The organism is Gordonia amarae NBRC 15530 (genome assembly GCF_000241345.1).
GTDB classification, from domain to species: Bacteria; Actinomycetota; Actinomycetes; order Mycobacteriales; family Mycobacteriaceae; genus Gordonia; species Gordonia amarae.
In genome coordinates this window covers 25,222-48,072 of sequence record NZ_BAED01000063.1, presented here as the reverse complement: position 1 = coordinate 48,072, position 22,851 = coordinate 25,222, and the positions used below count along the sequence as shown (strand labels likewise).

Here is a 22,851-nt window from a genome sequence, read left to right as displayed (position 1 = left end):
AAGCCGTCAGTATGCGGCGGGAGCGCCGGCGACGGGTGCGATCGGTCCGCCGGTCAGGCGCCGGTAGCAGTGCACCAGGAACAGCTGGGCGACGGGCAGCGCGGCGATCATGCCGATACCGCAGAGCAGCGCGCCGACGAAGCTGATCGCCCACACCACCAGCAGCATGATGACCGCGTCGCCGATGTTGTTCTTGACCAACTCGAACGACGCCTTGATCGCGTCGACCGGGGACAGCCCCTTGTCGATGGCGTAGACCATGGCGAACTGGCAGAAGAACATCACGATGATGCCGCCGATGAACACGATGCTGCCGATCAGGACACCGACGATCACCAGCAGGGTGGTGAGGAACGCGGGCCCCAGGTTGCGGGGCACGAACACATCGGCCACGGAGATGTTCGCGCCGTCGGCGACCTTGAGGACTCCTGAGGTCAGACCCACCTGGATGACGAACACCAGGACCATGATCAGGAAATAGACCAGGAAGAAGCCGATCATGCCGCCGCCACTTGCGGTGCCGTCGTCGTTGGTCGAACCCAGCAGCGCGCCGAATGCCACCGCGTAGAGCACGATCATGCCGACGATGAGGGCGATCCCCGGCAGGATCAGGACGCCGAGTTTGGAGGTGAACTGCGACCACGACCAGCTGAACGCGGTACCCACGTCGACCTTCTGCGGGGTGCCCGGACCGCCCGGATAGCCACCCGGTGCCCCGTACTGGGGGTTGCCGTACGCGGACTGCCCACCCTGGGGAGCGCCGTACTGGCCGCCGCCGAACGAACCCTGGCCGTACTGGCCACCCGACGGCTGGCCGTACTGGCCCGGATTCGGCTGTCCATACTGGCCACCGCCGGGCTGTCCGTACTGGCCGCCACCGGGCTGACCGTATTGGCCGCCGCCGGGTTGGTTGCCGGGCTGACCGTATTGGCCGCCGCCGGGCTGACCGTACTGGCCACCGCCGGGCTGGCTGCCGGGCTGACCGTACTGGCCACCGCCGGGCTGGCCGTAGGAACCGGGCTGTCCGTACTGCCCCGGATTGCCGCCCTGGTAGGGATCATTGCCCCCGGGGTTGGAACCCGACGGCGGAGGAGTTGGGGGGTAAGTCATAGCTCGCGACAGTATCAATATCTGTGAGCCGGTGGGTAAACCCGACAAGGCAATTCATTCGATCGTGGCCAAACTGGACAACACAGGTCGGTGCTGTGGTAGCGATCACCGGCCGTCACCCTCTCCTACCAGGCAAAACAGTCCGGACTTCGTGATCTCGACGAGCCCGTCCGACAGTAACGAATCGAGTGCCCGGTCGCGCTGGGCGGTGTCCGAGGTCCACACCACATCCAGACTTCCCCGCGGTACCGGATCCGCCGATCCGCGCAGCACGTCCAGCAGCAGGCCCCGCACCTGACGATCGGTGCCCGCGAACTTCTGCGTCCTGCGCGGCGGACCCGTATGCGCCGGCCGACCGCGTCGGACCCACCGGCAGTCCGTCAGCGGGCATTCGTCGCACCGCGGCTTGCGGGCCGTGCACACCAGCGCGCCGAGTTCCATCAACGCCGCCGAAAACACCGGCGCATCAACCGAATACGAGCCGTCGGCGGCCCGCGGCAGCAATACCTCGGCATCGTCGAGATCGCGCTTACCCGGATTACCCGGCTCCGCCCGCCCGTGCACCGCGCGCGCGATCACCCGCCGCACATTGGTGTCGACGACCGGCACCGCCTGCCCGTACGCGAAGCACGCCACCGCCCGAGCCGTGTAATCGCCGATCCCCGGCAACGACAACAACGTCTCCACATCGTCGGGCACCACATCGCCGTGCTCGGCCGCCAGCACCTGCGCGCACGCATGCAGCCGCAGCGCCCGGCGCGGATAGCCCAGCTTGCCCCACGCCCTCAGCACATCACCCGGTGATGCCGCGGCCATCGCCGACGGCACCGGCCAGCGGCGCACCCACTCCGACCACGGATCCAGCACCCGCGCCACCGGCGTCTGCTGCAACATGATCTCGCTGACCAGGATCTCCCAGCCGCTGCGACCCGGCTCCCGCCACGGAAGATCACGTTTGCTGACATCGAACCAGCCCAGAAGAGTGGCCGGTGGCACACTATTTGACATGACCGAAGGACTCAGCCCAAGAGAAGCCTGGCAGGTACTGCGAGCAGGCAACGAACGTTTCGTGTCCGGGGAATCGATACATCCCAGCCAGGGTATCGAGGATCGTGAACGCCTCGTCATGGGGCAGCACCCCCACGTCGTCCTGTTCGGCTGCGGCGACTCCCGCCTTGCCGCCGAGATCATCTTCGACCAGGGCCTCGGCGACATGTTCGTCGTCCGTACCGCCGGACACGTCATCGACTCCGCCGTACTCGGATCGCTCGAATACGCACCCGAAGTCCTGTCGGTCCCGCTGATCGTGATCCTCGGCCACGACAGTTGCGGCGCCATCGCCGCCACCCTCAGCGCCCTCGACGACCTCCAGATCCCGACCGGCTACATCCGCGACGTCGTCGAGAAGGTGGCCCCCAGCATCCTCGCCGGCCGCAGCGAGGGCCTGTCCCGCGTCGACGAATTCGAGGCCCGTCACGTCGTCGAGACCGGCCGCATCCTGATGCAGCGCAGCCGCATCATCGCCGACCGCGTCAACTCCGGAAAACTCGCCATCGTCGGCCTTACCTACAACCTCGACCAGGGCAAGATCCACGTCCGGGGTGTCTTCGGCGACATCGGCGAAGTGACGATCGAACCGGTATAGGATGCGGCGGGCCTGAGTTTTCGGCCCCTTGACCCCCGTTCTTCCTCCCTCGCTCGACGGTCGCAAGCTCCCTTACTCGCTCAGTCGTCCAGAACGGGGCGGGTCCAAAAACTCAACCCGCCTGGGCGGCCAAGCATGTGGTCGGCCAGGCATCGGCCTCTTGCTGTGTTTATGCGGCGGGCCTGATCTGGGCCCTTGTTCCCAAATCAACCCGCCTGGGCGGCCAAGCATGTGGTTGGCCTGGCATCGGCCTGTTGCGGCGCTTCTTGTGGGGTGGGGTCTGTTGTGTCGGCTAATAGCGCATGGTTGTCCCAATTCACTCTCGACACGCCGTGTCACGTCAGCGAGGTAGTCGGGGGTGGCCGATAGCGTTGACCGGGTGATCGAACCGAACGGCCCGCTGCCTCCCGAAGTGTATTGGCGACGACGTATCCTCGCCGGCGTCCTCGCGCTCGGTGTCGTGGCCGTGATCATCGGACTGATCGTGTGGACCACCACCGGTGGAGGCGATTCCGGACCGGGCAACACCGCGAACTCGGCGTCGGCGTCGGCCTCGAAACCGCCCGCCACCACCGAACCCGCGGACGAGAGCGTCGACGAACGCGTCACCGGCGGCGGCACCGGCGGGGGCGCGGCAGCGGGCGGATCGGCCGAATCGACGACGCCCAGCGCCACCCCGTCGAGCACCACCACCAGTGCACCCGCCCCCGGGCCGGTACCCGCGTCCGGAATGTGCCCCGACGAGAACATCTCCGTCGTGCTCTACACCGACAAGCCCACCTACACCGTCGGCAGCCAGCCCGTCTTCACCATCGTCGTCACCAACGCCGGCCTCAGCGAATGCTCCCGCGACGTGGGCAAGTCGGCGCAGAACGTCGTCGTGCGCACCCTCGACGGCACCCGCACCCTGTGGACCGCACGCGACTGCTCCCCGGTCAAAACCCCCGACAACCGGACCCTCAAACCGGCCCAGCAGGTCCGCGACACCATCACCTGGTCCGGCACCACCAGCAACCCCGGCTGCAACAAGCCCCGCGTCCCGGTGCCCGCCGGCCAGTACCAGGCCGTCGGCAAGATCGGCGAGAAGGAATCGTCCCCGATCACCTTCAACGTGGTGAAGCCCGCAGAGCGCTGACGTGGTGCTGATGCGGTGTTGATGCGGCGGGCCTGATGTGGGCCCTTGTTCCCCTGTCTTCCTCAGTCGTTCGCGCAGGCTCCTTCGTCGCCTGGCTCACTCCTTCGTCCAGACAGGGGCCGGGCCCGAATCAACCCGCCGTGCTGATGCGGCCAAAACATGGTGTCGCCCTGGCAGCGGCCTGTTGCTGATGCATGACGTGTGAGGTCATCGACCCGCCTCACTTGTGGTCATAGCCTGGGATCACGACAGGTGAAGGGAGCGAACGATGTTGGGACGGCGAACCCAGGCTCGGGTGTTGTGGATGTTCGTGCACGCGGACAAGGTGCTGACCAACTTCTACATCGTGTACGCGCTGACCGCGGCACCGGCGGTCCTGGTTCTCACCGACAATCCCGTGTTGCACCGCGCGATGTGGTGGTCGCTCATTCTCGGTGCCATCGCGCTCGCGGTGCTCGGCGTCATCATGGCCGTCGGCATGGGTGTCATCGTCAGCAGAGGTGAATCACTCGACTTCGACTGGTTCCGCAGCCACTTCGTCCCGGACACCGAAAACGGCAGCGGTCAAGCCTATTCCGGGCCGGGACGAGTGGACGGGATCGGTGAGGCCGCCTCATGAGGAGGCGGGAACCTGCCGAGCCGTGTAGATGTCGAGCCAGGCCAGGGTGATCGTCGCGATCGGACCGGCAAAGGTCACCAGAATCCATACGACGACGGGCATATGGCCGTGGATGCCGCCACCGGCGGTCCTGCTGATCGACTCCGCCAGGCCCCACACCCCGGTGAACGCGATGCACACGGCGGCCAGATCCCGGTGCGCCTCGGCGAGCCGGAACTGGTGCCGCACACCGAGGACGCACGCGCCGATGAACGCGCCGGTCATCGGCAGGAAGGTGAGGATCAGCGCCACCTTGAGGAGCGGATGCGTGTAGTCCGCGGAACTGAGGTATCCGACAAGCAGAATGGCACCCAGCGAGCCGATGCTCGTGCCGATCGCGACGGCAGGGCCGCCCAGCCGCCGGATCAACCACAACCGGTCCGACGTCACCCGGTGCGCCGGCCAAAACAACGACACCACACCGCTTCCGGCGACAATGACCGCCGAGATGACAAAGACCTTGAGGACAGCGATCCACGCGGACTCCATCAGATCACCCATGCTGATGGTCGCGCCGTCCCAATACCAGTAGGCCAACGCGGTCGCGGTCACGCCCGCGGCGCCGGCGGCGACCCGAAGGGGGCTGGGCGGCTTGATGACTCGTGACGTCATTCCGACGGCCGCGGCATTCCAGCCCAGCCCGAAAGGCCGCGCGACAAAGATTCTGAACAGACCCGGCTCCGCCATGACAACATCCCCCGATGCGTTGTGAAAACGTATTCTGGTGCGTCCGTACCGTTTGGTACAGGACACGGTGCAACCATCAAAACAGAGTCACGGAGCCGCCTCAAGCGCGTTTTCGGATGAACCGCAGAGGTGTTTCAGGTGCGTCGGCAATCTGACGCGTGGGTATTCTTTGTGGGGACTGGCTATTCGTACCGTTCGATGCTCGACTCGGCGAGCCGGGACAGGCCCTCACGGATGTGGCGCGCCCAGATGGAGCCGATGCCCTCGACGGCCTGCAGGTCGGCCGACGAACTGGCCAGCAGTGCCTGCAGGGAGCCGAAACTGCGGACCAGGCGGTCGACGTGCGCGAACTGCAGCCGCGAGATCCGGGCCAGCAGCCGGTAGCCCCGCGGGCGCATCGCGGTGTCCTGGGCGTCGATGGTGGTGGGATAGCCGAACGCGCCGGCCAGCAGAGTCAGGTCGAGCAGGTCGGCGTCCGAGAGCGCCTCGATGGTTTCCAGGGCCTGCCGCACCTCCTCGGTGGTGGCCGGCTCGGGGCTGGCGTAGTAGTCGCGCACCAGCAGCTCCCGCATGGTGTCGTTGTCGTGGATCAGTTCTTCGAGCTGCAGGCTCACCTGGCGGCCGTTGACGCCGAGTTCGAGCACGTACTCGTCGATCTCCACCGACACCCGGCGCACCATCTCCATGCGCTGCGCTGTCGACATCGCGTCGCGCAGCAGCACATAGTCCTCGATCTCGGCGCGCGATAGTGCCGCGATCACCTCGTCGAGACGCGACTTGTAGCGTTCGAGCGTCGACAGGGCGACGTTGGCGCGGGACAGGATCGGGTCGGGGCTTTCGACGACGCGCCGCACACCGTCGACGTAGATGCTGACGATCGACATCGATGCGCTCACCGAGATCACCGGATGGCCGGTCTGTACGGCGGTGCGTTCGGCTGCGCGGTGGCGGGTTCCGGATTCCTCGGTGGGAATCGACGGGTCGGGCACGAGCTGTACGTTGGCGCGCAGGATCCGCTCGCCGTCCGTGGACAGCACCACCGCGCCGTCCATCTTGGCCAGCTCACGCAGCCGGGTGGGGGCGAAGGCGACGTCGAGGCGGAAGCCGCCGTCGCAGATCTTCTCGACCTCCTCGTCGTGGCCGAGGACGATCAGGGCGCCCGTCCCGCCGCGCAGAATCCGTTCGAGGCCGTCACGGAGCCCGGTGCCCGGCGCGACACGGGCCAGGGTTTCCCGCGTCAGTGCGTCGCGGGCCGTCCCGTGTTTGTCAGTGTCGGGCACCTTGTGCCACCTCCTTGTGAGTCGGCTAATAGCGTATCCACTCATGAGAAGTGAATTCGCTGTGCCCGCCGACCTCGACCCGGTGACCCGCCACCCCAAGGCCGCCAAGCCCGGCGAGCCGGTGGGTATGCACAACGCCACCTGCTACGGCTGCGGCGACAGGTCGCCGCACGGCCTGAACATCGTCAACATCGCCGGGGAGGGCTTCACCGTGCACGCGGACATGCGGGTGGAACCGTGGATGGAGGGCGGCCCCGGCGTCATCCACGGCGGCCTGCTGTCGACGGCGTTCGACGAGGTGATGGGGGCGGTGCCCAAACTTGTCGCCGGGGCGGCCGTCACCGGGCACCTCGAGATCGACTACCTCAAGCCGGTGCCGGTCGGCTCGGTGGTGCGCATCGACGCCGAACTGCTGGGTATGAAGGGCCGCAAGATCTACACCAAAGGCGTTGCGCACCTTGTTGACTCGGATGAACCGCTGGCGATCTCGCATGCCCTGTTCATTACCATCAAAGGGCGCGAACACTTCTCGGCCTACGTGGAGAACAGCCAGGCCGCCGACGAATACCGCCCTTACTTCGCGCCCTGAAAGCACGTTCGCAACAGGCCGACGCCAAGGTAACGACATGTTTGGTCGCGTGGTCAGATCAGGCGGAGCGACCCGTTCTGGAGCGACGACACGCGAGCGAGGTACGAGCCCCGCGTGGTCGGAGTGAAGAACGGGGCCGGCGGAGCCTGATCTGACCGTACAGATTCACCGGTCAGATCAGGCGGAGCGACCCGTTCTGGAGCGACGACACGCGAGCGAGGTACGAGCCCCGCGTGGTCGGAGTGAAGAACGGGGCCGGCGGAGCCTGATCTGACCGTACAGATTCACCGGTCAGATCAGGCGGAGCGACCCGTTCTGGAGCGACGACACGCGAGCGAGGTACGAGCCCCGCGTGGTCGGAGTGAAGAACGGGGCCGGCGGAGCCTGATCTGACCGCAATCACTAGAGCCAATCCCGGCGGCGGAAGGTGAGATACAGGATGGCCACGGTCGCGACGATCAGGGCCGAGCTGACGATGAAACCCGTGGTCGACGAGAAGCCGGGGAACGGCACGTTCTGGCCGTAGAAGCCGGTGATCGCGGTGGGCACGGCGACGATCGCCGCCCACGAGGTGAGCTTCTTCATCACCGTGTTCAGTCGGGCGTCGGCCAGGGACAGACTGGTCTCGAACACGGTCGCGATCATGTCGCGCAACGATTCGGTCCATTCGGCCGCGCGCAGGGCGTGGTCGTACAGGTCGGAGAAGTGCGGGTCGAGTTCGGGTGGCGCGTGGTTGTCGATGCGCCGCCGCTGGATGGTGGCGAGAACCTCGCGCATCGGTAGGACGACGCGGCGCAGGATCACCAGGTCGCGCCTGACGTTGTAGCTGCGGCGCTGCAGGTCATGGGAGCGGCCGTCGGCGTCGAAGAGCAGGTCTTCGAGGTCTTCGATCTGGTCGTCGAGGACCTGGACGGCGTCGAAGTGTCCGTCGACGACGAGGTCGAGCAGTCCGTGCAGGAGTGCCCCGACTCCGTACTGCTGTCCGCCGGTGTCTTCCCAGCGGCGCATCAGTTCGTCGAGGTCGAATCCTGGGCCGCGGCGCACGGTGATGAGGGCGTTGCCCTTGATGAATACGGAGATGCGGTGCAGGTCGAAGGTTTCGGCGCGACGGGACCCGATCGCGCCACCGCGGTTCGGCGAGAACTCCGAATCGTCCGAATCATCCTCGGATGCAGGGAATTTGGGGGACACCGCGTACACCATCAGGAAGGTGTGGGTGGCGTAGGCGACTGTCTTGACCCGTTCGGCGGCCGACAGCGTGTCCTCAATGGCGAACGGCGACAGGTCGAGCTCGGTGGCCAGTTCCGACAGCGTCGCATGCGTCGGGTTCTCCAGGTCGGCCCAGACCAGCACGTCCGGGTCGTCGCGGTACCGGTCGATGGTGTCGAGGGTGAAGCCGTCGACGCGGGTGCCGCCGCGCCAGATCTGGCCCCGGATCCGTTCGTCTTCAGAAGGGGGCATCGGCGACCTCCGGCGCGGTGCCGTCGGTGGACTGCTTTCCGTTGACGCGCCGCGTCGCGCGTCCGCCGCCCGCGATGATCGCCTCGCCGAGGTTGTTCACCCGGGTGACCCTGATGCCGGCGGGGAGCTTCTCGTCGGTGCCGGCCGGGATGATGGCGCGGGCGAAGCCCAGTCGTTTGGCCTCGGCGAGACGCCTGGCGATGCCGGTGACGCGGCGCACCTCGCCGGCCAGGCCGAGTTCGCCGATGACGACGGTGTCCTGGGGTACGGGGGAGCGTTTGACGAACGAGGCCACCGCCATCGCGGCGGCGAGGTCGACGGCGGGTTCGGTGACCTTCATGCCGCCGACCGTCGACACGTACACCTCCTGCTTGCCCACCTTCGGGTATCCGTTGGCCTGCAGGACGGCCAGGATCATCGCGATGCGCTGCGCGTCGAGACCGGACACGGCGCGGCGCGGGTTGTGCAGGTCGTCGCCGTTGGCGAGGGCCTGTACCTCGCCGACGAGGGCGCGTTTTCCGTCCATCGTGACCATCGTGACCGACCCGAACACGTCCGCACCCCGCTGGTGCAGGAAGATCCCCGACGGGTCGGGCACCTCGTGGATGCCGTCGTCGTGTTGTTCGAAACAGCCGACCTCGTCGGAGGCGCCGAAGCGGTTCTTGATGCCGCGGATCATGCGGAGCGTGGAATGCTTGTCGCCTTCGAATGACAGGACGACGTCGACGAGATGTTCCAGGGAGCGCGGACCGGCCAGGTTGCCGTCCTTGGTGACGTGTCCGACGAGCACCACGGCGATTCCGCGGTTCTTGGCCAGTGACACCAGAGCTGTTGTGACGGCGCGGATCTGGGTGACGCCGCCGGTGACGCCGTCGACGCCGGTGGCCACGACGGTCTGAACGGAGTCGACGATCAGCAGGGTGGGGGCGACGGCGTCGACGTGACCGAGGATGGTCGACAGGTCGGTCTCGGATGCGAGGAAGATGTTCTCGTGCACGGCGTCTGTGCGTTCGGCGCGCAGTCGGACCTGCCCGGCCGACTCCTCGCCGGTGATGTACAGCGCCGTATTGCCGCGCCGTGCCCAATGTTTCACTGTTTCGAGCAGCAGCGTGGACTTGCCGACGCCGGGCTCTCCGGCGAGCAGGATGACCGAGCCGGGCACCACTCCCGAGCCGAGAACGCGGTCGAATTCGCCGATCCCGGTGGGCACTGCGACGGATGTGGTGGCGTCGATGTCGGTGATCCGCCGTGCCGGGCTCGACGGGGCGACGGAGGTTGCCGAGCGTGATGTCGGGGCCGGGCCGCTCTCGGCGATCGTGCCCCAGTCGCCGCATTCCGGGCAGCGCCCGACCCATTTGGGCGGCGTGTACCCGCATGCGGAACAGGCGTAACTGATCTTCGGTTTGGCCACCAGATCACCCTAATCGCCGCCTACGACAGAGCCGTCCCGACAGGACCCCGGACACGAAAAACCCGGTGAGACGACATTGTCATCTCACCGGGTTTCGAGGCTCATCGCCTGGCGGCTCTTCACACCTCAACCAGCGGTTACACGTCACGACCCCGGACCCGCGAGTGGGCGCCGAGAACCCGCGATCCGCGAGCGGGTGCCGAGAACCCGGTCCGGCGGGCCGTCGTGTTCTGGACTGAGGAGCGGGAGGGAGCTTGCGACCGAGTGCGACGAGGGAAGAACACGACTCCCGGCCCGCAGGACCCGCGATCCGCGAGCGAAGCGAGCGGGCGCCTACAACTCAGTGTTCAGCGTCTCCGCCGCGGACCTTGTCCTGGCGTTTGAGGTTGGGGCCGCCGTTGAGGGGGACGGGGACCCTGACCTCGCCGGCCTTCTCGAACTTGAAGACGAGTTGGGTGCTGATGCCCGCGCGGACGGTGTCGCCGGCGCCGGTGAGGGTGACCTTGAGCTTGTCGGCCGATTCGTCGGAGGCCTCTTCGGTCGAGGTGGGGCTCGCCGAGGTGGAGGTGGGTGCGGCCGATGAGCTGGGGGTGCTCGTCTCGGTCGTCTCCTCGCTTCCGGGGATGGCTTCGGGGTCGCCGGCGAGCAGCGCCTGCCCGGGGTTGATGGTGGCGTCGCCACTGATGGTGACGGTGCCGCGGGGCGCGGTCACCGATACCAGTTTGTCGATGACGGTGGCGCTCTGGTTGCTGATGCTGAAGGCGATGTCGTACGGACCGCCGGCGTCGGCGGTGGCCTTGGCGTCGCCGGTGGGCCAGACGATGGTGACGTCGCGAAGCAGCAGCGGGCCGAGTTTCGCGGAGCCGCCGTTGACGGCGGGTTCCTGACTGGTGGTCTGTGACACCTGACCCGCGCTGCAGGCGGAGGTGCCCAGCGCGATGGCCAGGCCGAACGCACCGACCGCGGCGGCGCTCATCAGACGCCGTGTCCTGTTGTGAAGCTGTGACACCCGTTCCTCCAAGGTCCTCAGATGAAGGTGGTGTGCGAAACGCGCACACTCTGCACTACGCAGCGTAGTGGGCGGGTGGAGGGTTAGTCCTGCCGGGTCACAGATTGGTCGCCGGATTGTTGTCCCGAGAGCGCTTTGAACAGTCGTGAAACAGGCACTTGCGTGGCGTGGGTCACGGTGGTATGCGACCTTGGGAAACCTGGGTGAAAGCGCCTGTGCGGCAGGCCGTCAGTGCCTTGACCTGCACTGTTGGTGAACTGCTCTGAACGGGGCGTGTTAGACTGGCCTCACTCGAAAGGGGCATAGAACATTGAATTTCAAAGTTGGCGACACCGTTGTGTATCCCCGTCACGGTGCGGCTCGTGTTGCGGACATCGTGACGCGGACCATCAAGGGTGAGCAGATCGAATATCTCGTTCTCAAGGTGGCCGATGGCGACATGACGGTTCAGATCCCGTCGTCGAAGCTTCAGGATGTCGGTGTCCGCGACGTCGTGGGGCAAGAGGGTCTCGACAAGGTCTTCCAGGTTCTGCGGGCCCCGCACACCGAGGAGCCCACCAACTGGGCGCGCCGGTTCAAGGCCAACCAGGAGAAGCTCAACTCGGGCGACATCATCAAGGTTGCCGAGATCGTGCGTGACCTGTGGCGTCGTGAGCAGGATCGGGGTCTGTCGGCGGGTGAGAAGAGCATCCTGACGCGTGCGCGCCGGGTGCTCGTGGATGAGCTGTCGCTGGCGCAGAACACGGACGACGAGAAGGCCACGAGCATTCTCGACGAGGTTCTGGCCGCGGCTTCGTAGGTTTGGTGTCTGACGCCGGACTGGCGGGCGGTTCGGCCCGCGTAGGGGTGATTGTTCCGGCCGCCGGATCCGGTGTCCGGCTCGGGGAGGATTCCCCGAAAGCGTTTGTCGATCTCGGCGGTTCGACGATTCTGGAGCGTTGTGTCTCCGGCGTCGTCGGCGCCGGGATCGACGCATTTGTGGTGGTGGTTGTTCCCGCCGAGTTGGTCGGTCATGCCCGTGAGTTGTTGCCGGGTGTGACGGTGGTGCCCGGTGGTGCCCATCGCAGCGAGTCGGTGCGTGCCGGTCTCGACGCATGCGGCGACGCCGATGTGATCCTGGTGCACGATGCGGCCCGTCCGCTGACTCCGCCGGGGGTGTTCCGCCGGGTGCTCGACGCGGTGCTGGCCGGGCATGAGGCGGTGGTTCCCGGGCTGCCCGTCGTAGACACCCTTAAACGAGTAGACACCCTTAAACGAGTCGTGCCGGGCGACGGTGCCGAGGCCGTCACCGAAACCGTCGACAGGGAGCCGTTGCGCGCCGTTGCGACCCCGCAGGGTTTTACCCGTGACGCACTGCTGCGCGCCCACGCCGACGACGGGGGTCTGGCCACTGACGACGCGGGGCTGGCCGAACGCTGCGGGATCGAGGTAGCGGTGGTGCCGGGTGATGCGCTGGGGTTCAAGATCACCACGCCGTGGGATCTGCGGATCGCCAGGATGTTGGTGTCGTGAGAGCGGGTGTGTTGTGAGGGTCGGTATCGGGACGGACGCGCATCGCGTCGACGCGGGGTCCGACTGCTGGATGGTCGGTCTGCTTTTCCCGGGGGAGCCGGGTTGTGAGGGACACTCCGACGGTGACGTGGGTGCGCACGCGCTGTGTGATGCGGTGTTGTCGGCCGCGGGGCTGGGCGATCTGGGGTCGGTGTTCGGCACCGGGCGCCCCGAGTGGGCAGGGGTGAGCGGTGTCGAGATGCTCCGGCATGTGGCCTCGCTCGTCGATGCCGCCGGGCTCGTGGTGGTGAACGGCGCGGTGCAGGTGATCGGGAACCGGCCGAAGATCGGTCCGCGTCGCGAGGAAGCGCAGCGGGTGCTCGGCGCGGCGCTCGGCGCACCGGTGTCGGTGTCGGCAACCACCACCGACGGTCTGGGGATGACGGGCCGCGGCGAAGGGGTGGCAGCGATGGCCACCGCTCTGGTCACCGAGTCGGATACTTCCGGGCGATAAGTTTCCAGAGGTCGTGTTTAGGTCTCACGGCCGCCGGGTATGCCCCCGAACATGACACTCATAGATCATGAACACCACGACAGTGAAAACTACGGCACCGGAACCGGTCTGAGCCGGGTGGACAGCCAGACCGTCATCGCCACGCTGCAGGAGCGGCTCAGCGCACTCAACGACCTGCACCTGACACTCAAGCACGTGCACTGGAACGTCGTCGGACCCAACTTCATCTCCGTCCACGAAATGCTCGACCCGCAGGTCGCACTGGTACGTGGCTACGCGGACGAGTTGGCCGAGCGGATCTCGACCCTCGGTGGTTCGCCCGACGGCACGCCCGACGCCATCGAGAAGGATCGCTCGTGGGACAACTACGAGTTGCGGCGGGCCCCTGCGCAGAAGCATCTCGCGGCGCTGGATGCGGTCTACGCCGGCATCATCGCCTCGCACCGCGCCGCCATCGACGTGACCGGCCCCATCGATCCGGTGACCCAGGACATCGTCATCACCCAGACTGCGGAATTGGAGAAATTTCAGTGGTTCATCCACGCGCATCTGGCCCGGGATGCCGAGTGACCGCGGGGTTCGGCCCTATTGAGGACGTGCCGAGTCAGGGAAGGGAGAACGGCAATGCGTGAACAGCCCGACCGTCGCGCGGCGGCCTTTCTGGTCGCCCCGGAAGGTACCGAGCAGGTCGAACTGACCGAACCATGGCAGGCTGCCGAGGAGGCCGGAGCCGGGCCGCGGTTGATCTCGACCGCACCCGGGAAGATCCAGGCGTTCAATCACCTTGATCGTGCGGACGAATTCACCGTGGACCAGACCGTCGACACGGCCGACCCGGCGGACTACGACGTACTGGTGTTGCCCGGAGGTGTCGCCAACCCCGACTACCTCCGGACTCAGGACGCGGCGCTCCGGTTCGTCCGGGGATTCTTCGAACAGGGCAAACCTGTCGCGGTGATCTGCCACGGTCCGTGGACGTTGATCGATGCCGGGGTGGTCGACGGCCGGACGATGACGTCGTGGCCGAGTCTGCGCACCGACCTCACCAATGCGGGTGCCACCTGGGTCGACGAATCCGTCGTGGTGTGCACAGAAGGGCCCAACGCACTGGTGTCGAGTCGCCGGCCCGACGATCTGCCCGAGTTCTGTTCGGCACTGCGGGTTCAACTGGCGTAGCGGGTCCGGCCGGTATGCGTCCGTGGCCTCGGGTGGGGAGCTGACCGGGTAAGATTGCGCGTCGTGACCTTGCGCCTGTTTGATTCCGCTGCCCGGGAGGTACGTGACTTCGTTCCGTACCGCGACGGATTGGCGTCGATCTACCTGTGCGGCGCAACGGTTCAGGGAGTTCCGCACATCGGTCACGTGCGCAGCGGTATCGCGTTCGACGTTCTGCGCCGCTGGCTGGCGTACGGCGGTCTCGACGTGCTGTTCGTGCGCAACGTGACCGACATCGACGACAAGATCCTGCGCAAGGCCGCCGAGGCCGGCAGGCCGTGGTGGGAGTGGGCCGCCACCCACGAGCGCGAGTTCACCAGCGCCTACGACGCGCTCGGTGTGCTGCCGCCGTCGGCGGAGCCGCGGGCCACGGGCTTCGTGACGCAGATGGTCGAGTACATGCAGCGCATCATCGACCGGGGGCACGGCTATGCCGCCGACGGCAACGTGTATTTCGATGTGCGTAACCTGCCCGACTACGGGGCGCTGAGCGGGCACCGGCTCGAGGACGTCCATCAGGGTGAGAGCGTGGGCACCGGCAAGCGTGATCCGCGTGACTTCACGCTGTGGAAGGCGGCCAAGCCGGGCGAGCCGTCGTGGCCGACGCCGTGGGGTCCGGGCCGGCCGGGCTGGCACCTCGAATGCACCGCGATGGCCACCTCACTGCTCGGTGAGCGGTTTGACATCCATTGCGGTGGAATGGATCTGATCTTCCCGCACCATGAGAACGAGATCGCGCAGGCCCGTGGTGCCGGCGACGGTTTCGCGAACTACTGGCTGCACAACGGCTGGGTCACCATGGGCGGCGAGAAGATGTCCAAGTCGCTGGGCAATGTGGTGTCGATCCCGGCGATGCTGCGCAAGGTGCGGCCGGTGGAGCTGCGCTACTACCTGGGCAGCGCCCACTACCGCTCGATGCTGGAGTACTCCGATGGCGCGCTGGCCGAGGCCGCCGCAGGGTACCGGCGCATCGAGTCCTTCCTGCACCGAGTGGCCGAGCGGGTCGGCGAGGTGAAGGTCGGCGAGGTGTCGGCGGAGTTCGCGGCGGCACTCGACGACGACCTCGGGGTTCCCGCCGCACTTGCCGTGGTGCACAACGCGGTTCGCCACGGCAACACCGAACTCGAATCGGGCGACGGTGCGGCGGCCGCGCAGACCGCGTCGGCAGTGCGGGCGATGACCGGGGTGCTGGGCGTCGATCCGCTCGACGAGCGGTGGGCGGCGGCGGGCGACGATTCGTCGGCGACGTCGGCGCTGGACGTGCTGGTGCGGGCCGAACTCGACCGGCGGTCGCAGGCTCGTGCCGAAAAGGACTGGGCCACTGCGGATGCGGTGCGTGACCGGCTGGCGCGGGCGGGTATCGAGGTCACCGACACACCCGACGGGGCCAAGTGGTCCCTCAAGGAACCGACTCTGAAGGGGAACGTCTGATGGCCGGTAACTCCAAGCGGCGCGGCGCGATCCGCAAAGAGGGCACCAAGAAGGGGCAGGTCGCGGGGTCCGGCGGTCAGCGCCGGCGTGGTCTGGAAGGGCGCGGTGCGACGCCCAAGGCAGTCGACCGGCCGTACCATCCGGCCCACAAGCGGGCCAATGCAAACGCGAAACGTGCTGCGGGACGCCCTAATACGCGTAAGTCCGAAGGTGGTCCCGAGTACGTCGTCGGCCGCAACCCGGTGCTGGAATGCCTGCGCGCGGGGGTGCCGGCGACGGCGCTGTACGTGGCGATCAACTCCGACCCGGACGATCGGGTGTCAGAGTCGGTGGCCCTGGCCGCGGACAAGGGCATCGCGATCCTGGAGGCCACAAAGCCCGAACTCGACCGGATCTCCATCAATGGTCTGCATCAGGGTGTGGCACTTCAGGTTCCGGAGTACCGCTACACCCATCCCGACGACCTGATGGCGCAGGCCCAGGCCAGCGGCACGCCGCCGCTGCTGGTTGCCCTCGACAACATCACCGACCCGAGAAACCTTGGCGCCGTGATCCGTTCGGTGGCCGCGTTCGGCGGGCACGGGGTGCTGATCCCGCAGCGGCGCAGCGCCAGTGTCACCGCGGTCGCCTGGCGTACCAGCGCCGGTGCCGCCGCCCGGCTGCCCGTCGCTCAGGCCACCAATCTCACTCGCACACTGAAGGATTGGGCGTCGAACGGGGTACAGCTCGTCGGTCTCGACGCCGGCGGCGATGTGACCCTCGACGAGTACGACGGTTCTGGGCCCACCGTGATCGTGGTCGGCTCGGAGGGCAAGGGGCTCTCACGTCTGGTGCGCGAGAGCTGCGATTCGATCCTGTCGATCCCGATGGCCGGTGAGGTGGAGAGCCTCAACGCTTCCGTTGCCGCCGGCGTGGTGCTGGCCGAATTCGCCCGGCAGCGGCGCCTGTCCTGAACCCCACCGATAAGCCCTGGCATCACAATAATTGCGATGCCAGGGCATATTCGTGGGGTTTGTGACCGGTTGCGATTTCGGCGACCTACTCGGCGTCGATCAGCGCCTTCTCCATCGTGCCCGAAGTCTTCCCGTTCCAGCTGCCGTCGAGCGACACGACCGAGATGTGGCCTTCGCCGATCGCGGTGCTGTCCGCGTTCTTCACGGTCTCCTTGCACGGTGCGATGGCGCCGAACTCGTAGGTGCCGCCGTTCTTGCCGACAGCGGTGGCGCTCGTGGGGGTCTTGGCGCCGAAATTGATCGCGGTGCACTTGCCGAGCACGTTCACCTGGGTGGACTTGGGCGCCTGGCCGGCCTCGAGATGCGGGTAGTTCACGTTCAGCAGCAGCGACGGGGTGATCAGCTCACGTTTGCGGAGTTCGCCGACGAGGCGCACCGAGAAATCGGCGGCACCTTTGAACTGAGGGCAGCTCTTGCCGGTGGTGAGGCAGGCCAGGGTGAGCACCTCGCTGACCGCGATCGCGGGCTTACCCAGCCGGTTCGCCACGACCGCCGCGTTGGTTGTGCCCGAATGGACCGCGGTCACGGTGTCGTTCTGGCCGAAGTTGACACCGGACAGCACGATGTCGGGGCCGTCCGGCCAGTAGTTCTTCGGGAGGAACTCGCTGACGGCGAGCGCGGCGGAATCCGAAGGCGAGGCACTCGGCGAGCCCTCGGCCGCCGTCGTGGGTGCCACGCACGGCGCCTTCGCCGCGCAGACACCGAAGACCTTGCCGCCGGACGGGGCTGAACCGCAGTCGCTTTCGAAGCCCTTGGGCGGGGTGACGGCCTGGACGGTCACGGGACCGGTCAGTGTGAGCCTGCTGCCCTGCCCGCTCTGCACCGTCCACGGGCCCACCACCAGCACGTCGGCGCCGGCCGAGCAGAAGGCCTTGCGCAGGTTGTAGATGCCGAGGCCGTCGCTTCCGGTGGGGGACTGCCCCTGGATCGAGTCGTCGTCGACGAGCATCACCTTCAGCCCGGACACCCCCTCACCCTGGGAGACGGTCTGCGATGCCCCCGACTGGGATGCGGACGAAGAGGAATCGTCCGACGACCCGCAGGCCGCGAGCGCCGCCGCAGCGAGTAGGACGGCCGCGGCCGCTGACAACGGACGTGCTACATGAAACATAGAATCACCTTTTCCACTCACCCGACCCGTTCATTACGCGTGGCTAATGTATCGGCGATGTGATGCTCTTCAAGTGAAAACCAGCCAGTAACTTGGAGTACGTTTCAAGTTTTGAGTGATCCTGCCGGGATAACCGTGACCTGCGTCGATGCGCATTTCGGCGCTCGCGGGCCGGTGTCGGAGTTGCCCGGGTTCCCGATTCTCGGCGCGGACTCCGGTTTCCGGTGCGGGCGCGAATTCGCCGGGATATACATTTGACTGATGACAACGCTCAGCAGCATCGTGTCCACGGACCTCGGCCTGGTCGAGGGCGTCCACGGGCGACGCACTCGCAAGGGGACGATCAGCTGGAAGGGTATTCCCTTCGCGGCAGCCCCGATCGCGGCCAACCGGTTCCGCGCACCGCAGCCCGCGGCCCCGTGGACCGGGGTGCGCCCGGCCAAGGAGTACGGCAAGGCCGCCGTCCAGGACAAGCGGTTCACCGCGATCGGCCCCGGCAAGTACCAGCCGACCGGGGAGGACTGCCTCACCCTCAACGTGTTCTCACCCGCCACCGTACGTTCGACGCCGCGGCCGGTGATGGTGTTCATCCACGGCGGCGCCTACATCCTCGGCACCACCGCCACCCCGCTGTACGACGGCGCCGCACTCGCCCGCACCCAGGACGTGGTGGTGGTGACCGTGCAGTACCGCTTCGGCGCGTTCGGCTACCTCGACTTCTCGGCGTACTCCACCGATGAGCGCACCTTCGACAGCAACATCGGTATCCGCGACCACATTGCCGCCCTGGAATGGGTGCAGCGCAACATCGCCGCATTCGGCGGCGACGCGGGCAACGTGACCGTTTTCGGCGAGAGCGCCGGCGGATCCGCGGTGCTGGCGCTGATGGCCAGCCCCGCGGCCGAAGGCCTGTTCCACGCGGCAATCGCCGAAAGCCCGGCCCCAGAACTGGTCGTCAAACGTGCCGACGCCCGCGTCTATGCCGACGCGTTCCTGCGGATCCTGGAGAACCCCGAATACCGGGCGGGCGGCCGCGACGAGGAGCCGATCAGCCCCGAACGGGCCCGGCAGTTACTGACCAAGGCGTCGTCGGCGGACCTGCACAAGGCCGGATCCCGGCTGATGGGGTACGCCAAGGACACCGACGTCGTCTCACCGGTTCCCTACGGACCGGTCGTCGGTGACGATGTGCTGCCGACGGCACCGCTGGCGGTGGCCCAGGAGGGCGGATTGCTGCCCGTGCCGCTGATCATCGGCACCAACCACGACGAGGGACAGTTGTTCGCCAAGGCCTGGAACATCCTGCCGTCGGCGGAGAAGACGGTCATCGACGCCGCCGGCATCGACAGCTGGAACGAGATCTCGGCGCTGTACGAGACCGGCGGCCCCGACGGCATCCGGTTGTCGGCGGACGCGGTGTTCTGGGCGCCATCGGTGACGATCGCCGACGGCCACAGCGCCGTCGCCCCCACCTACGTGTACCGGTACGACTACGCCACCAGGGTGCTGAAGAAGACCGGTTTCGGTGCGACGCATGCGATGGAACTGTTCGCGGTGTTCGGGGCGTTCCGCAGTGCCCTCGGCGCGGGAATCGCGGCCGGGTCGTGGCGTTCGGCCGAGCGGGTCACCCGCACCGTGCAGCGGCACTGGGGCAGCTTCGCGATGTCGCACGCGCCTGTCGCCGGTTGGCCCAAATACACGACCAACCAGCGTCGTGTCCTCGTGATCGATGAGCGGCCGCACGTCCGGACCGATCCCGGCGGGGAGCGGCGCCAAGCCTGGCAGAAGGCGCATGCGGCACGCGTGTCCTAGGTGGTCCCGCGTCTGTACAGCTTGGCAGAAGGCGCATGCGGCACGTGTGTAGCTGCCTGTGACGCCCGGAGCCGGGCGTCACAGGTCGTCGTGGGTGGACCTGGCGAGTTCGTTGATATAGGTGGCATCCGACGGGGGATCGGCGGCCAGGAACGACAGCACCAGCGGGTTGAACAGTTCGGGGGACTCGGCGGGCAGCAGATGCGTCCCGGGCAGTACCGCGAACCTGCCGTGCGGCAGGGTACGGGCAAGCTCCAACCCGTGCCCGACATCGATTCCGCAGGTGTCCGAGGCGACGACCAGAGCGGGCGCCTGCACGCCCGCGAACTCGGCGGTGCTGTACGCGGGGCCAGGGAGCATCAGGTCGACGGCCTTTGCCAGATAGCTCTCGAAATGCCTGGGACCGTCGGGTGAGAACTGTTGGTACAGCTCGCTGAGCAGGTCGACGAGGATGGGGTCGCGGCGGGCCAATGGCCGCAGGAACTCGTCGAGGTCGACGCTGTCGGAATTGATGTAACCGCAGGTCATAACCAGCTTGCGGACCAGCTCGGGCCGGGCCTGCGCCACCAGCAGGGCCACGCACGTACTGTCGCCCCAGCCGACGAGGTTGGCCGGTTTGCCGACGACGGTCTCTAGATAGGTGATGATCTGCCCGGCTGTGCCGGCGAAGGTGTATGGGCCGTCGACGTCGGGGCTGTGACCGTGCCCGATACGTTCGGGGACGTACAGATCCAGCCCGGCGTCACCGAAGTCGAGGATCTGCGCCGCCCACGCCGCCGACGTCGAGAACACGCTGTGCAGCAGCACAGTCGCCGGTCCCGCCGGGTTGCCGGTGTGCAGGTGCCAGATAGGGTTACCGCCGATGTCGACGTACTCCCCACCGTCTCGGCGCTCGCCGATTGCCACGGACATGACGACCATGGTGACAGACGCTGGAGTGCCGGTGGAACACGATTGTGGAAAGAACCGGCAACTATCGTGATCGACATGCGAAACACGCGGAGGACAGAGGCGGTGCGTCGGCGTGTCCGGGTGTCGGTGGCGATCGCTGCCGTGTGCGTCGTGTCCGGCGCAGCCGCGTGTGGTGACTCGGGCGACGACACCGCGGATACGGGTCTCTCGGTGGCCACTTCCTCCGCGGCGCCGGCGCCGACCGAATCCTCTGCGGCGCTTACGCCGACCGAACCCCCCGTTGAGCCGTCCCCCGCGCCGGTGTACAAGCCGCCGTACATCGACCATGTGCAGTGGGTCGAGACGGAGGTGGGGCCGAGCCTGCAGATCTATCCGACGGTCTCGGGACGCAACACCTCCGATCCCACGGCGGGGGATGAGGCGTGGTCGGAGGTGCGCAAGCTCGACGCGAGCGCCGACAGTCCGGGGATGCGGGCACAATTCGACTGTCATTGGACGTTCGCGCGTCTGGTCGACCCGGACAAGACGAGCTGGAACCTGGAGCCGCGGCGGCCAGTGGTCACGACTGACGAAATGATCTCCGCCAGATGCAATCCCGGGTTCGCTGAGGAGCCTGGAAACTGATCGGACCTGCACGGTCGGAGGTGGTGGCGTCAGGTGTCGAAAGGTCACCGGACCCTTCGCGACGCTCGCTCGTTCCTCGCATCGCCCTCAGGGATCAAGAGGGGTGGTTGGGTCGGCCACGGTGATCAAGGTGGTCGGCGCTGGGTGGTTACTGTTCGGTGTTCCAGTCGATCTGGGCGGCGAGGTCGAGGAGACGACGGCGGCGGGTGGGGTTGGTGGCGCCCACCCAGGAGATGAGGCCGTGGACGTGGGCGCGGAAATCGGGGTGGCCGTGGTGGTTCTGGCTGTCGGGGCCGTGGTGAACGGCGTTGTGCAGCAAGGCGCGTAGGGCGTCGTAGTCGGCGCGGGAGACCTGGGGGCGGTCGTTGACAACCAGGCCGGCCAGGCGTTGCTGCTGGTGGGCGTACATGATGCGGACCTTGCCGGGGTGGGCGGTGAAACCGCAGTCCTCAACGATGGCGAGCACCACCCGGAGCGTCTTGTGGGCGTCGATACTGTCACCGGAGACGGCGATGTCGTCACCATATCGGGTGTACTGCAGGTCATTTCGCTTCGCGTAGCCGTCGATGCGGCGGTCGAGTCTGCGCAGCACCAGATTCGCCAGGTGTGGGGAGGTGGGAGCGCCCTGGGGAAGATGACTGCGGCGCAACAGGTCCCGGTGCTCCCAGTCGATGCCGTGCAGCTGATCGGCGGGAGTGGTGGTGGTGCACAGGTCGGCAAGCACCCGGGCGATGTGTGGCGGATAGCCCGCCGAGGTGAACACCGCGCGCACCGCCGATATCCCGATCGACTCGAAGCAGTGTCGCAGATCGACCCGTACGACGGCGGCACGGTCGGCGTGCGGCCACGCGAACGCCGCCGTCGACGAACCGCGCACAAAGCCGCGGGCCGCCGGATGCGCCGGGATGTGCTCGACGACGCGCCGCAGAAGACGCCGCTGCGTTTCGCGTAGCAGGGGTTTGGGGGCTTCGATGATCCGGTGCCCGCCACGTTTCTCGCGGCGGGTGATGCGGTAGTGCTGCAACGGGTATCGCGCGTGCTCCAGCCACCGCCCGCGGTCGGCGAGCCAATCCAGTTCGCCCACGGTCAGATTGAGCCAGAATGCCAGCTCCTCGTAGCCGGCGATGGGTGGCAGGCCGTGGCGCATTCCCGTAGGTGGTTGCGGTTCAGCGGGTTGCAGCCGCAGCCTGGTGTCCGGCGGGGGCGGCGGTGGGTCGGGCCGGCGCCACGGTTGCAGCGCCTCACCGATGAACGCCGCCACATTGTCCGGCCGGTCGGGGGACAAGGCCAGGGCGTCGGTGGCGACCCGGTCGGCGACCACGTGCGGCAGTGCGAAGCGCCGGGGTGTGGTGGCGGCGAGAGCGGCGTGGACAGCGCCACGGATCCGAGGGTAGGTCCAGTCGGTGATCGCGTCGGCGGCATGGGTTGCGACAGCGCGCAACTCATCGCCTGACAGTTCATTCGGTGTCATGGCCGGGTCCCGGTCGGCACCCAGGGCCCCGTCCGTCTCCCCTCGCTCGGGGTCGCAGGCTCCCCGCTCACCCGGTCGTCGAGACGAGGCCGGCCCGGCCGAACTCATCATTGTCACCCTCCCCGTCGGTCCTGAGACGATCGTCCGAGTGCGGAGTCCGGGTGCTGTGACCTCACACCGGTGTTCGCGGTGCCATCCGGCACGCACAGCGTGCGGCGTGGCTCCGGCCGCGGGGTCTTGCTGTGAACTGCACCCAGGGGTTACCCCTGAGA

At 67.2% G+C, this 22,851-nt stretch carries 23 protein-coding genes; 13 read left to right on the top strand and 10 right to left on the bottom strand.

Going from position 1 to position 22,851, the window contains the following annotated elements; all coding sequences use genetic code 11:
• Positions 1-6: 6 nt before the first annotated feature.
• Positions 7-1,110 carry a DUF2189 domain-containing protein gene (locus tag GOAMR_RS18755; protein WP_005191571.1) on the bottom strand — a complete coding sequence of 368 codons (1,104 nt, stop codon included), beginning with the start codon at positions 1,108-1,110 and terminating at the stop codon, positions 7-9.
• 105 nt (positions 1,111-1,215) lie between these two features.
• On the bottom strand, positions 1,216-2,118 hold the full coding sequence (locus GOAMR_RS18750) for an iron-sulfur binding domain-containing protein (RefSeq protein ID WP_040515824.1): 903 nt from the start codon (positions 2,116-2,118) through the stop codon (positions 1,216-1,218).
• Here GOAMR_RS18750 and GOAMR_RS18745 point away from each other — a divergent pair.
• The 3 genes from GOAMR_RS18745 to GOAMR_RS18735 all read left to right on the top strand — a co-directional run bounded on the left by GOAMR_RS18745 (position 2,117) and on the right by GOAMR_RS18735 (position 4,509).
• Positions 2,117-2,755: a carbonic anhydrase gene (locus tag GOAMR_RS18745; protein ID WP_005191569.1), complete on the top strand. Its 639-nt coding sequence runs from the start codon at positions 2,117-2,119 to the stop codon at positions 2,753-2,755. The genes GOAMR_RS18750 and GOAMR_RS18745 overlap by 2 nt on opposite strands.
• A 379-nt stretch (positions 2,756-3,134) precedes the next feature.
• Positions 3,135-3,890 (top strand): hypothetical protein, encoded by a 756-nt coding sequence (locus tag GOAMR_RS18740; RefSeq protein WP_005191568.1) that lies wholly within the window; start codon positions 3,135-3,137, stop codon positions 3,888-3,890.
• A 268-nt stretch (positions 3,891-4,158) separates the two neighbouring features.
• Positions 4,159-4,509 (top strand): hypothetical protein, encoded by a 351-nt coding sequence (locus GOAMR_RS18735; RefSeq protein ID WP_005191567.1) that lies wholly within the window; start codon positions 4,159-4,161, stop codon positions 4,507-4,509.
• On the opposite strand, the gene GOAMR_RS18730 is transcribed toward GOAMR_RS18735, so the two are convergent.
• Both GOAMR_RS18730 and disA read right to left on the bottom strand, forming a co-directional pair.
• A complete protein-coding gene (locus GOAMR_RS18730; protein ID WP_005191565.1) occupies positions 4,504-5,235 on the bottom strand; it encodes a hypothetical protein in 732 nt (243 codons plus the stop codon). The two genes, GOAMR_RS18735 and GOAMR_RS18730, sit on opposite strands and share 6 nt — an antisense overlap.
• Positions 5,236-5,417: 182 nt before the next feature.
• Positions 5,418-6,515 (bottom strand): DNA integrity scanning diadenylate cyclase DisA, encoded by a 1,098-nt coding sequence (disA, locus tag GOAMR_RS18725; RefSeq protein WP_005191564.1) that lies wholly within the window; start codon positions 6,513-6,515, stop codon positions 5,418-5,420.
• 43 nt (positions 6,516-6,558) lie between these two features.
• Between disA and GOAMR_RS18720 the strand changes: the two genes are divergently transcribed.
• The gene (locus tag GOAMR_RS18720; protein ID WP_040515823.1) at positions 6,559-7,104 is read left to right on the top strand and encodes a PaaI family thioesterase; all 546 of its coding nucleotides are present in this window, start codon (positions 6,559-6,561) and stop codon (positions 7,102-7,104) included.
• Positions 7,105-7,506: 402 nt separating this feature from the next.
• Here the strand turns inward: GOAMR_RS18720 and GOAMR_RS18715 are convergent, their stop codons facing one another.
• From GOAMR_RS18715 to GOAMR_RS18705, 3 genes are all read right to left on the bottom strand, one after another.
• Entirely contained in the window at positions 7,507-8,565 is a 1,059-nt protein-coding gene (locus GOAMR_RS18715) for a magnesium transporter CorA family protein (RefSeq protein WP_005191559.1), read from the bottom strand.
• On the bottom strand, positions 8,552-9,976 hold the full coding sequence (gene radA / locus GOAMR_RS18710; RefSeq protein WP_005191557.1) for a DNA repair protein RadA: 1,425 nt from the start codon (positions 9,974-9,976) through the stop codon (positions 8,552-8,554). The genes GOAMR_RS18715 and radA overlap by 14 nt, the downstream gene beginning before the upstream one ends.
• A 340-nt stretch (positions 9,977-10,316) precedes the next feature.
• Complete coding sequence (locus GOAMR_RS18705; RefSeq protein WP_005191556.1) at positions 10,317-10,952, bottom strand: hypothetical protein; 636 nt, start codon at positions 10,950-10,952, stop codon at positions 10,317-10,319.
• A 343-nt stretch (positions 10,953-11,295) separates the two neighbouring features.
• Here GOAMR_RS18705 and GOAMR_RS18700 point away from each other — a divergent pair, with 343 nt between their 5' ends.
• The 7 genes from GOAMR_RS18700 (at position 11,296) to rlmB (ending at position 16,589) form a co-directional block, all read left to right on the top strand.
• On the top strand, positions 11,296-11,784 hold the full coding sequence (locus GOAMR_RS18700; protein WP_005191554.1) for a CarD family transcriptional regulator: 489 nt from the start codon (positions 11,296-11,298) through the stop codon (positions 11,782-11,784).
• Positions 11,785-11,789: 5 nt separating this feature from the next.
• On the top strand, positions 11,790-12,497 hold the full coding sequence (gene ispD / locus GOAMR_RS18695) for a 2-C-methyl-D-erythritol 4-phosphate cytidylyltransferase (RefSeq protein WP_005191552.1): 708 nt from the start codon (positions 11,790-11,792) through the stop codon (positions 12,495-12,497).
• A 13-nt stretch (positions 12,498-12,510) separates the two neighbouring features.
• Positions 12,511-12,990, top strand: a complete 480-nt coding sequence (gene ispF / locus GOAMR_RS18690; RefSeq protein ID WP_005191550.1) for a 2-C-methyl-D-erythritol 2,4-cyclodiphosphate synthase — start codon at positions 12,511-12,513, stop codon at positions 12,988-12,990.
• Between the two features lie 51 nt (positions 12,991-13,041).
• Positions 13,042-13,560 (top strand): Dps family protein, encoded by a 519-nt coding sequence (locus tag GOAMR_RS18685; RefSeq protein ID WP_005191548.1) that lies wholly within the window; start codon positions 13,042-13,044, stop codon positions 13,558-13,560.
• A 54-nt stretch (positions 13,561-13,614) separates the two neighbouring features.
• On the top strand, positions 13,615-14,166 hold the full coding sequence (locus GOAMR_RS18680; protein ID WP_005191547.1) for a type 1 glutamine amidotransferase domain-containing protein: 552 nt from the start codon (positions 13,615-13,617) through the stop codon (positions 14,164-14,166).
• Positions 14,167-14,229: 63 nt separating this feature from the next.
• Complete coding sequence (gene cysS / locus GOAMR_RS18675) at positions 14,230-15,636, top strand: cysteine--tRNA ligase (RefSeq protein ID WP_040515821.1); 1,407 nt, start codon at positions 14,230-14,232, stop codon at positions 15,634-15,636.
• Entirely contained in the window at positions 15,636-16,589 is a 954-nt protein-coding gene (gene rlmB / locus GOAMR_RS18670) for a 23S rRNA (guanosine(2251)-2'-O)-methyltransferase RlmB (protein WP_005191545.1), read from the top strand. The genes cysS and rlmB overlap by 1 nt, the downstream gene beginning before the upstream one ends.
• Positions 16,590-16,674: 85 nt before the next feature.
• On the opposite strand, the gene GOAMR_RS18665 is transcribed toward rlmB, so the two are convergent.
• Positions 16,675-17,760, bottom strand: a complete 1,086-nt coding sequence (locus GOAMR_RS18665; RefSeq protein WP_005191544.1) for a 5'/3'-nucleotidase SurE — start codon at positions 17,758-17,760, stop codon at positions 16,675-16,677.
• A 261-nt stretch (positions 17,761-18,021) separates the two neighbouring features.
• Here GOAMR_RS18665 and GOAMR_RS18660 point away from each other — a divergent pair, with 261 nt between their 5' ends.
• Positions 18,022-19,572, top strand: coding sequence for a carboxylesterase/lipase family protein (locus tag GOAMR_RS18660; RefSeq protein WP_005191542.1), 1,551 nt, complete (start codon positions 18,022-18,024; stop codon positions 19,570-19,572).
• A 78-nt stretch (positions 19,573-19,650) separates the two neighbouring features.
• Here GOAMR_RS18660 and GOAMR_RS18655 read toward each other — a convergent pair whose 3' ends face one another.
• Entirely contained in the window at positions 19,651-20,493 is an 843-nt protein-coding gene (locus GOAMR_RS18655) for an alpha/beta fold hydrolase (RefSeq protein WP_005191541.1), read from the bottom strand.
• Between the two features lie 66 nt (positions 20,494-20,559).
• Here GOAMR_RS18655 and GOAMR_RS18650 point away from each other — a divergent pair, with 66 nt between their 5' ends.
• Positions 20,560-21,108, top strand: coding sequence for a DUF2599 domain-containing protein (locus GOAMR_RS18650; RefSeq protein WP_050942807.1), 549 nt, complete (start codon positions 20,560-20,562; stop codon positions 21,106-21,108).
• A gap of 148 nt (positions 21,109-21,256) precedes the next feature.
• On the opposite strand, the gene GOAMR_RS18645 is transcribed toward GOAMR_RS18650, so the two are convergent.
• Entirely contained in the window at positions 21,257-22,579 is a 1,323-nt protein-coding gene (locus GOAMR_RS18645; protein ID WP_040515819.1) for a reverse transcriptase family protein, read from the bottom strand.
• Positions 22,580-22,851: the final 272 nt, after the last annotated feature.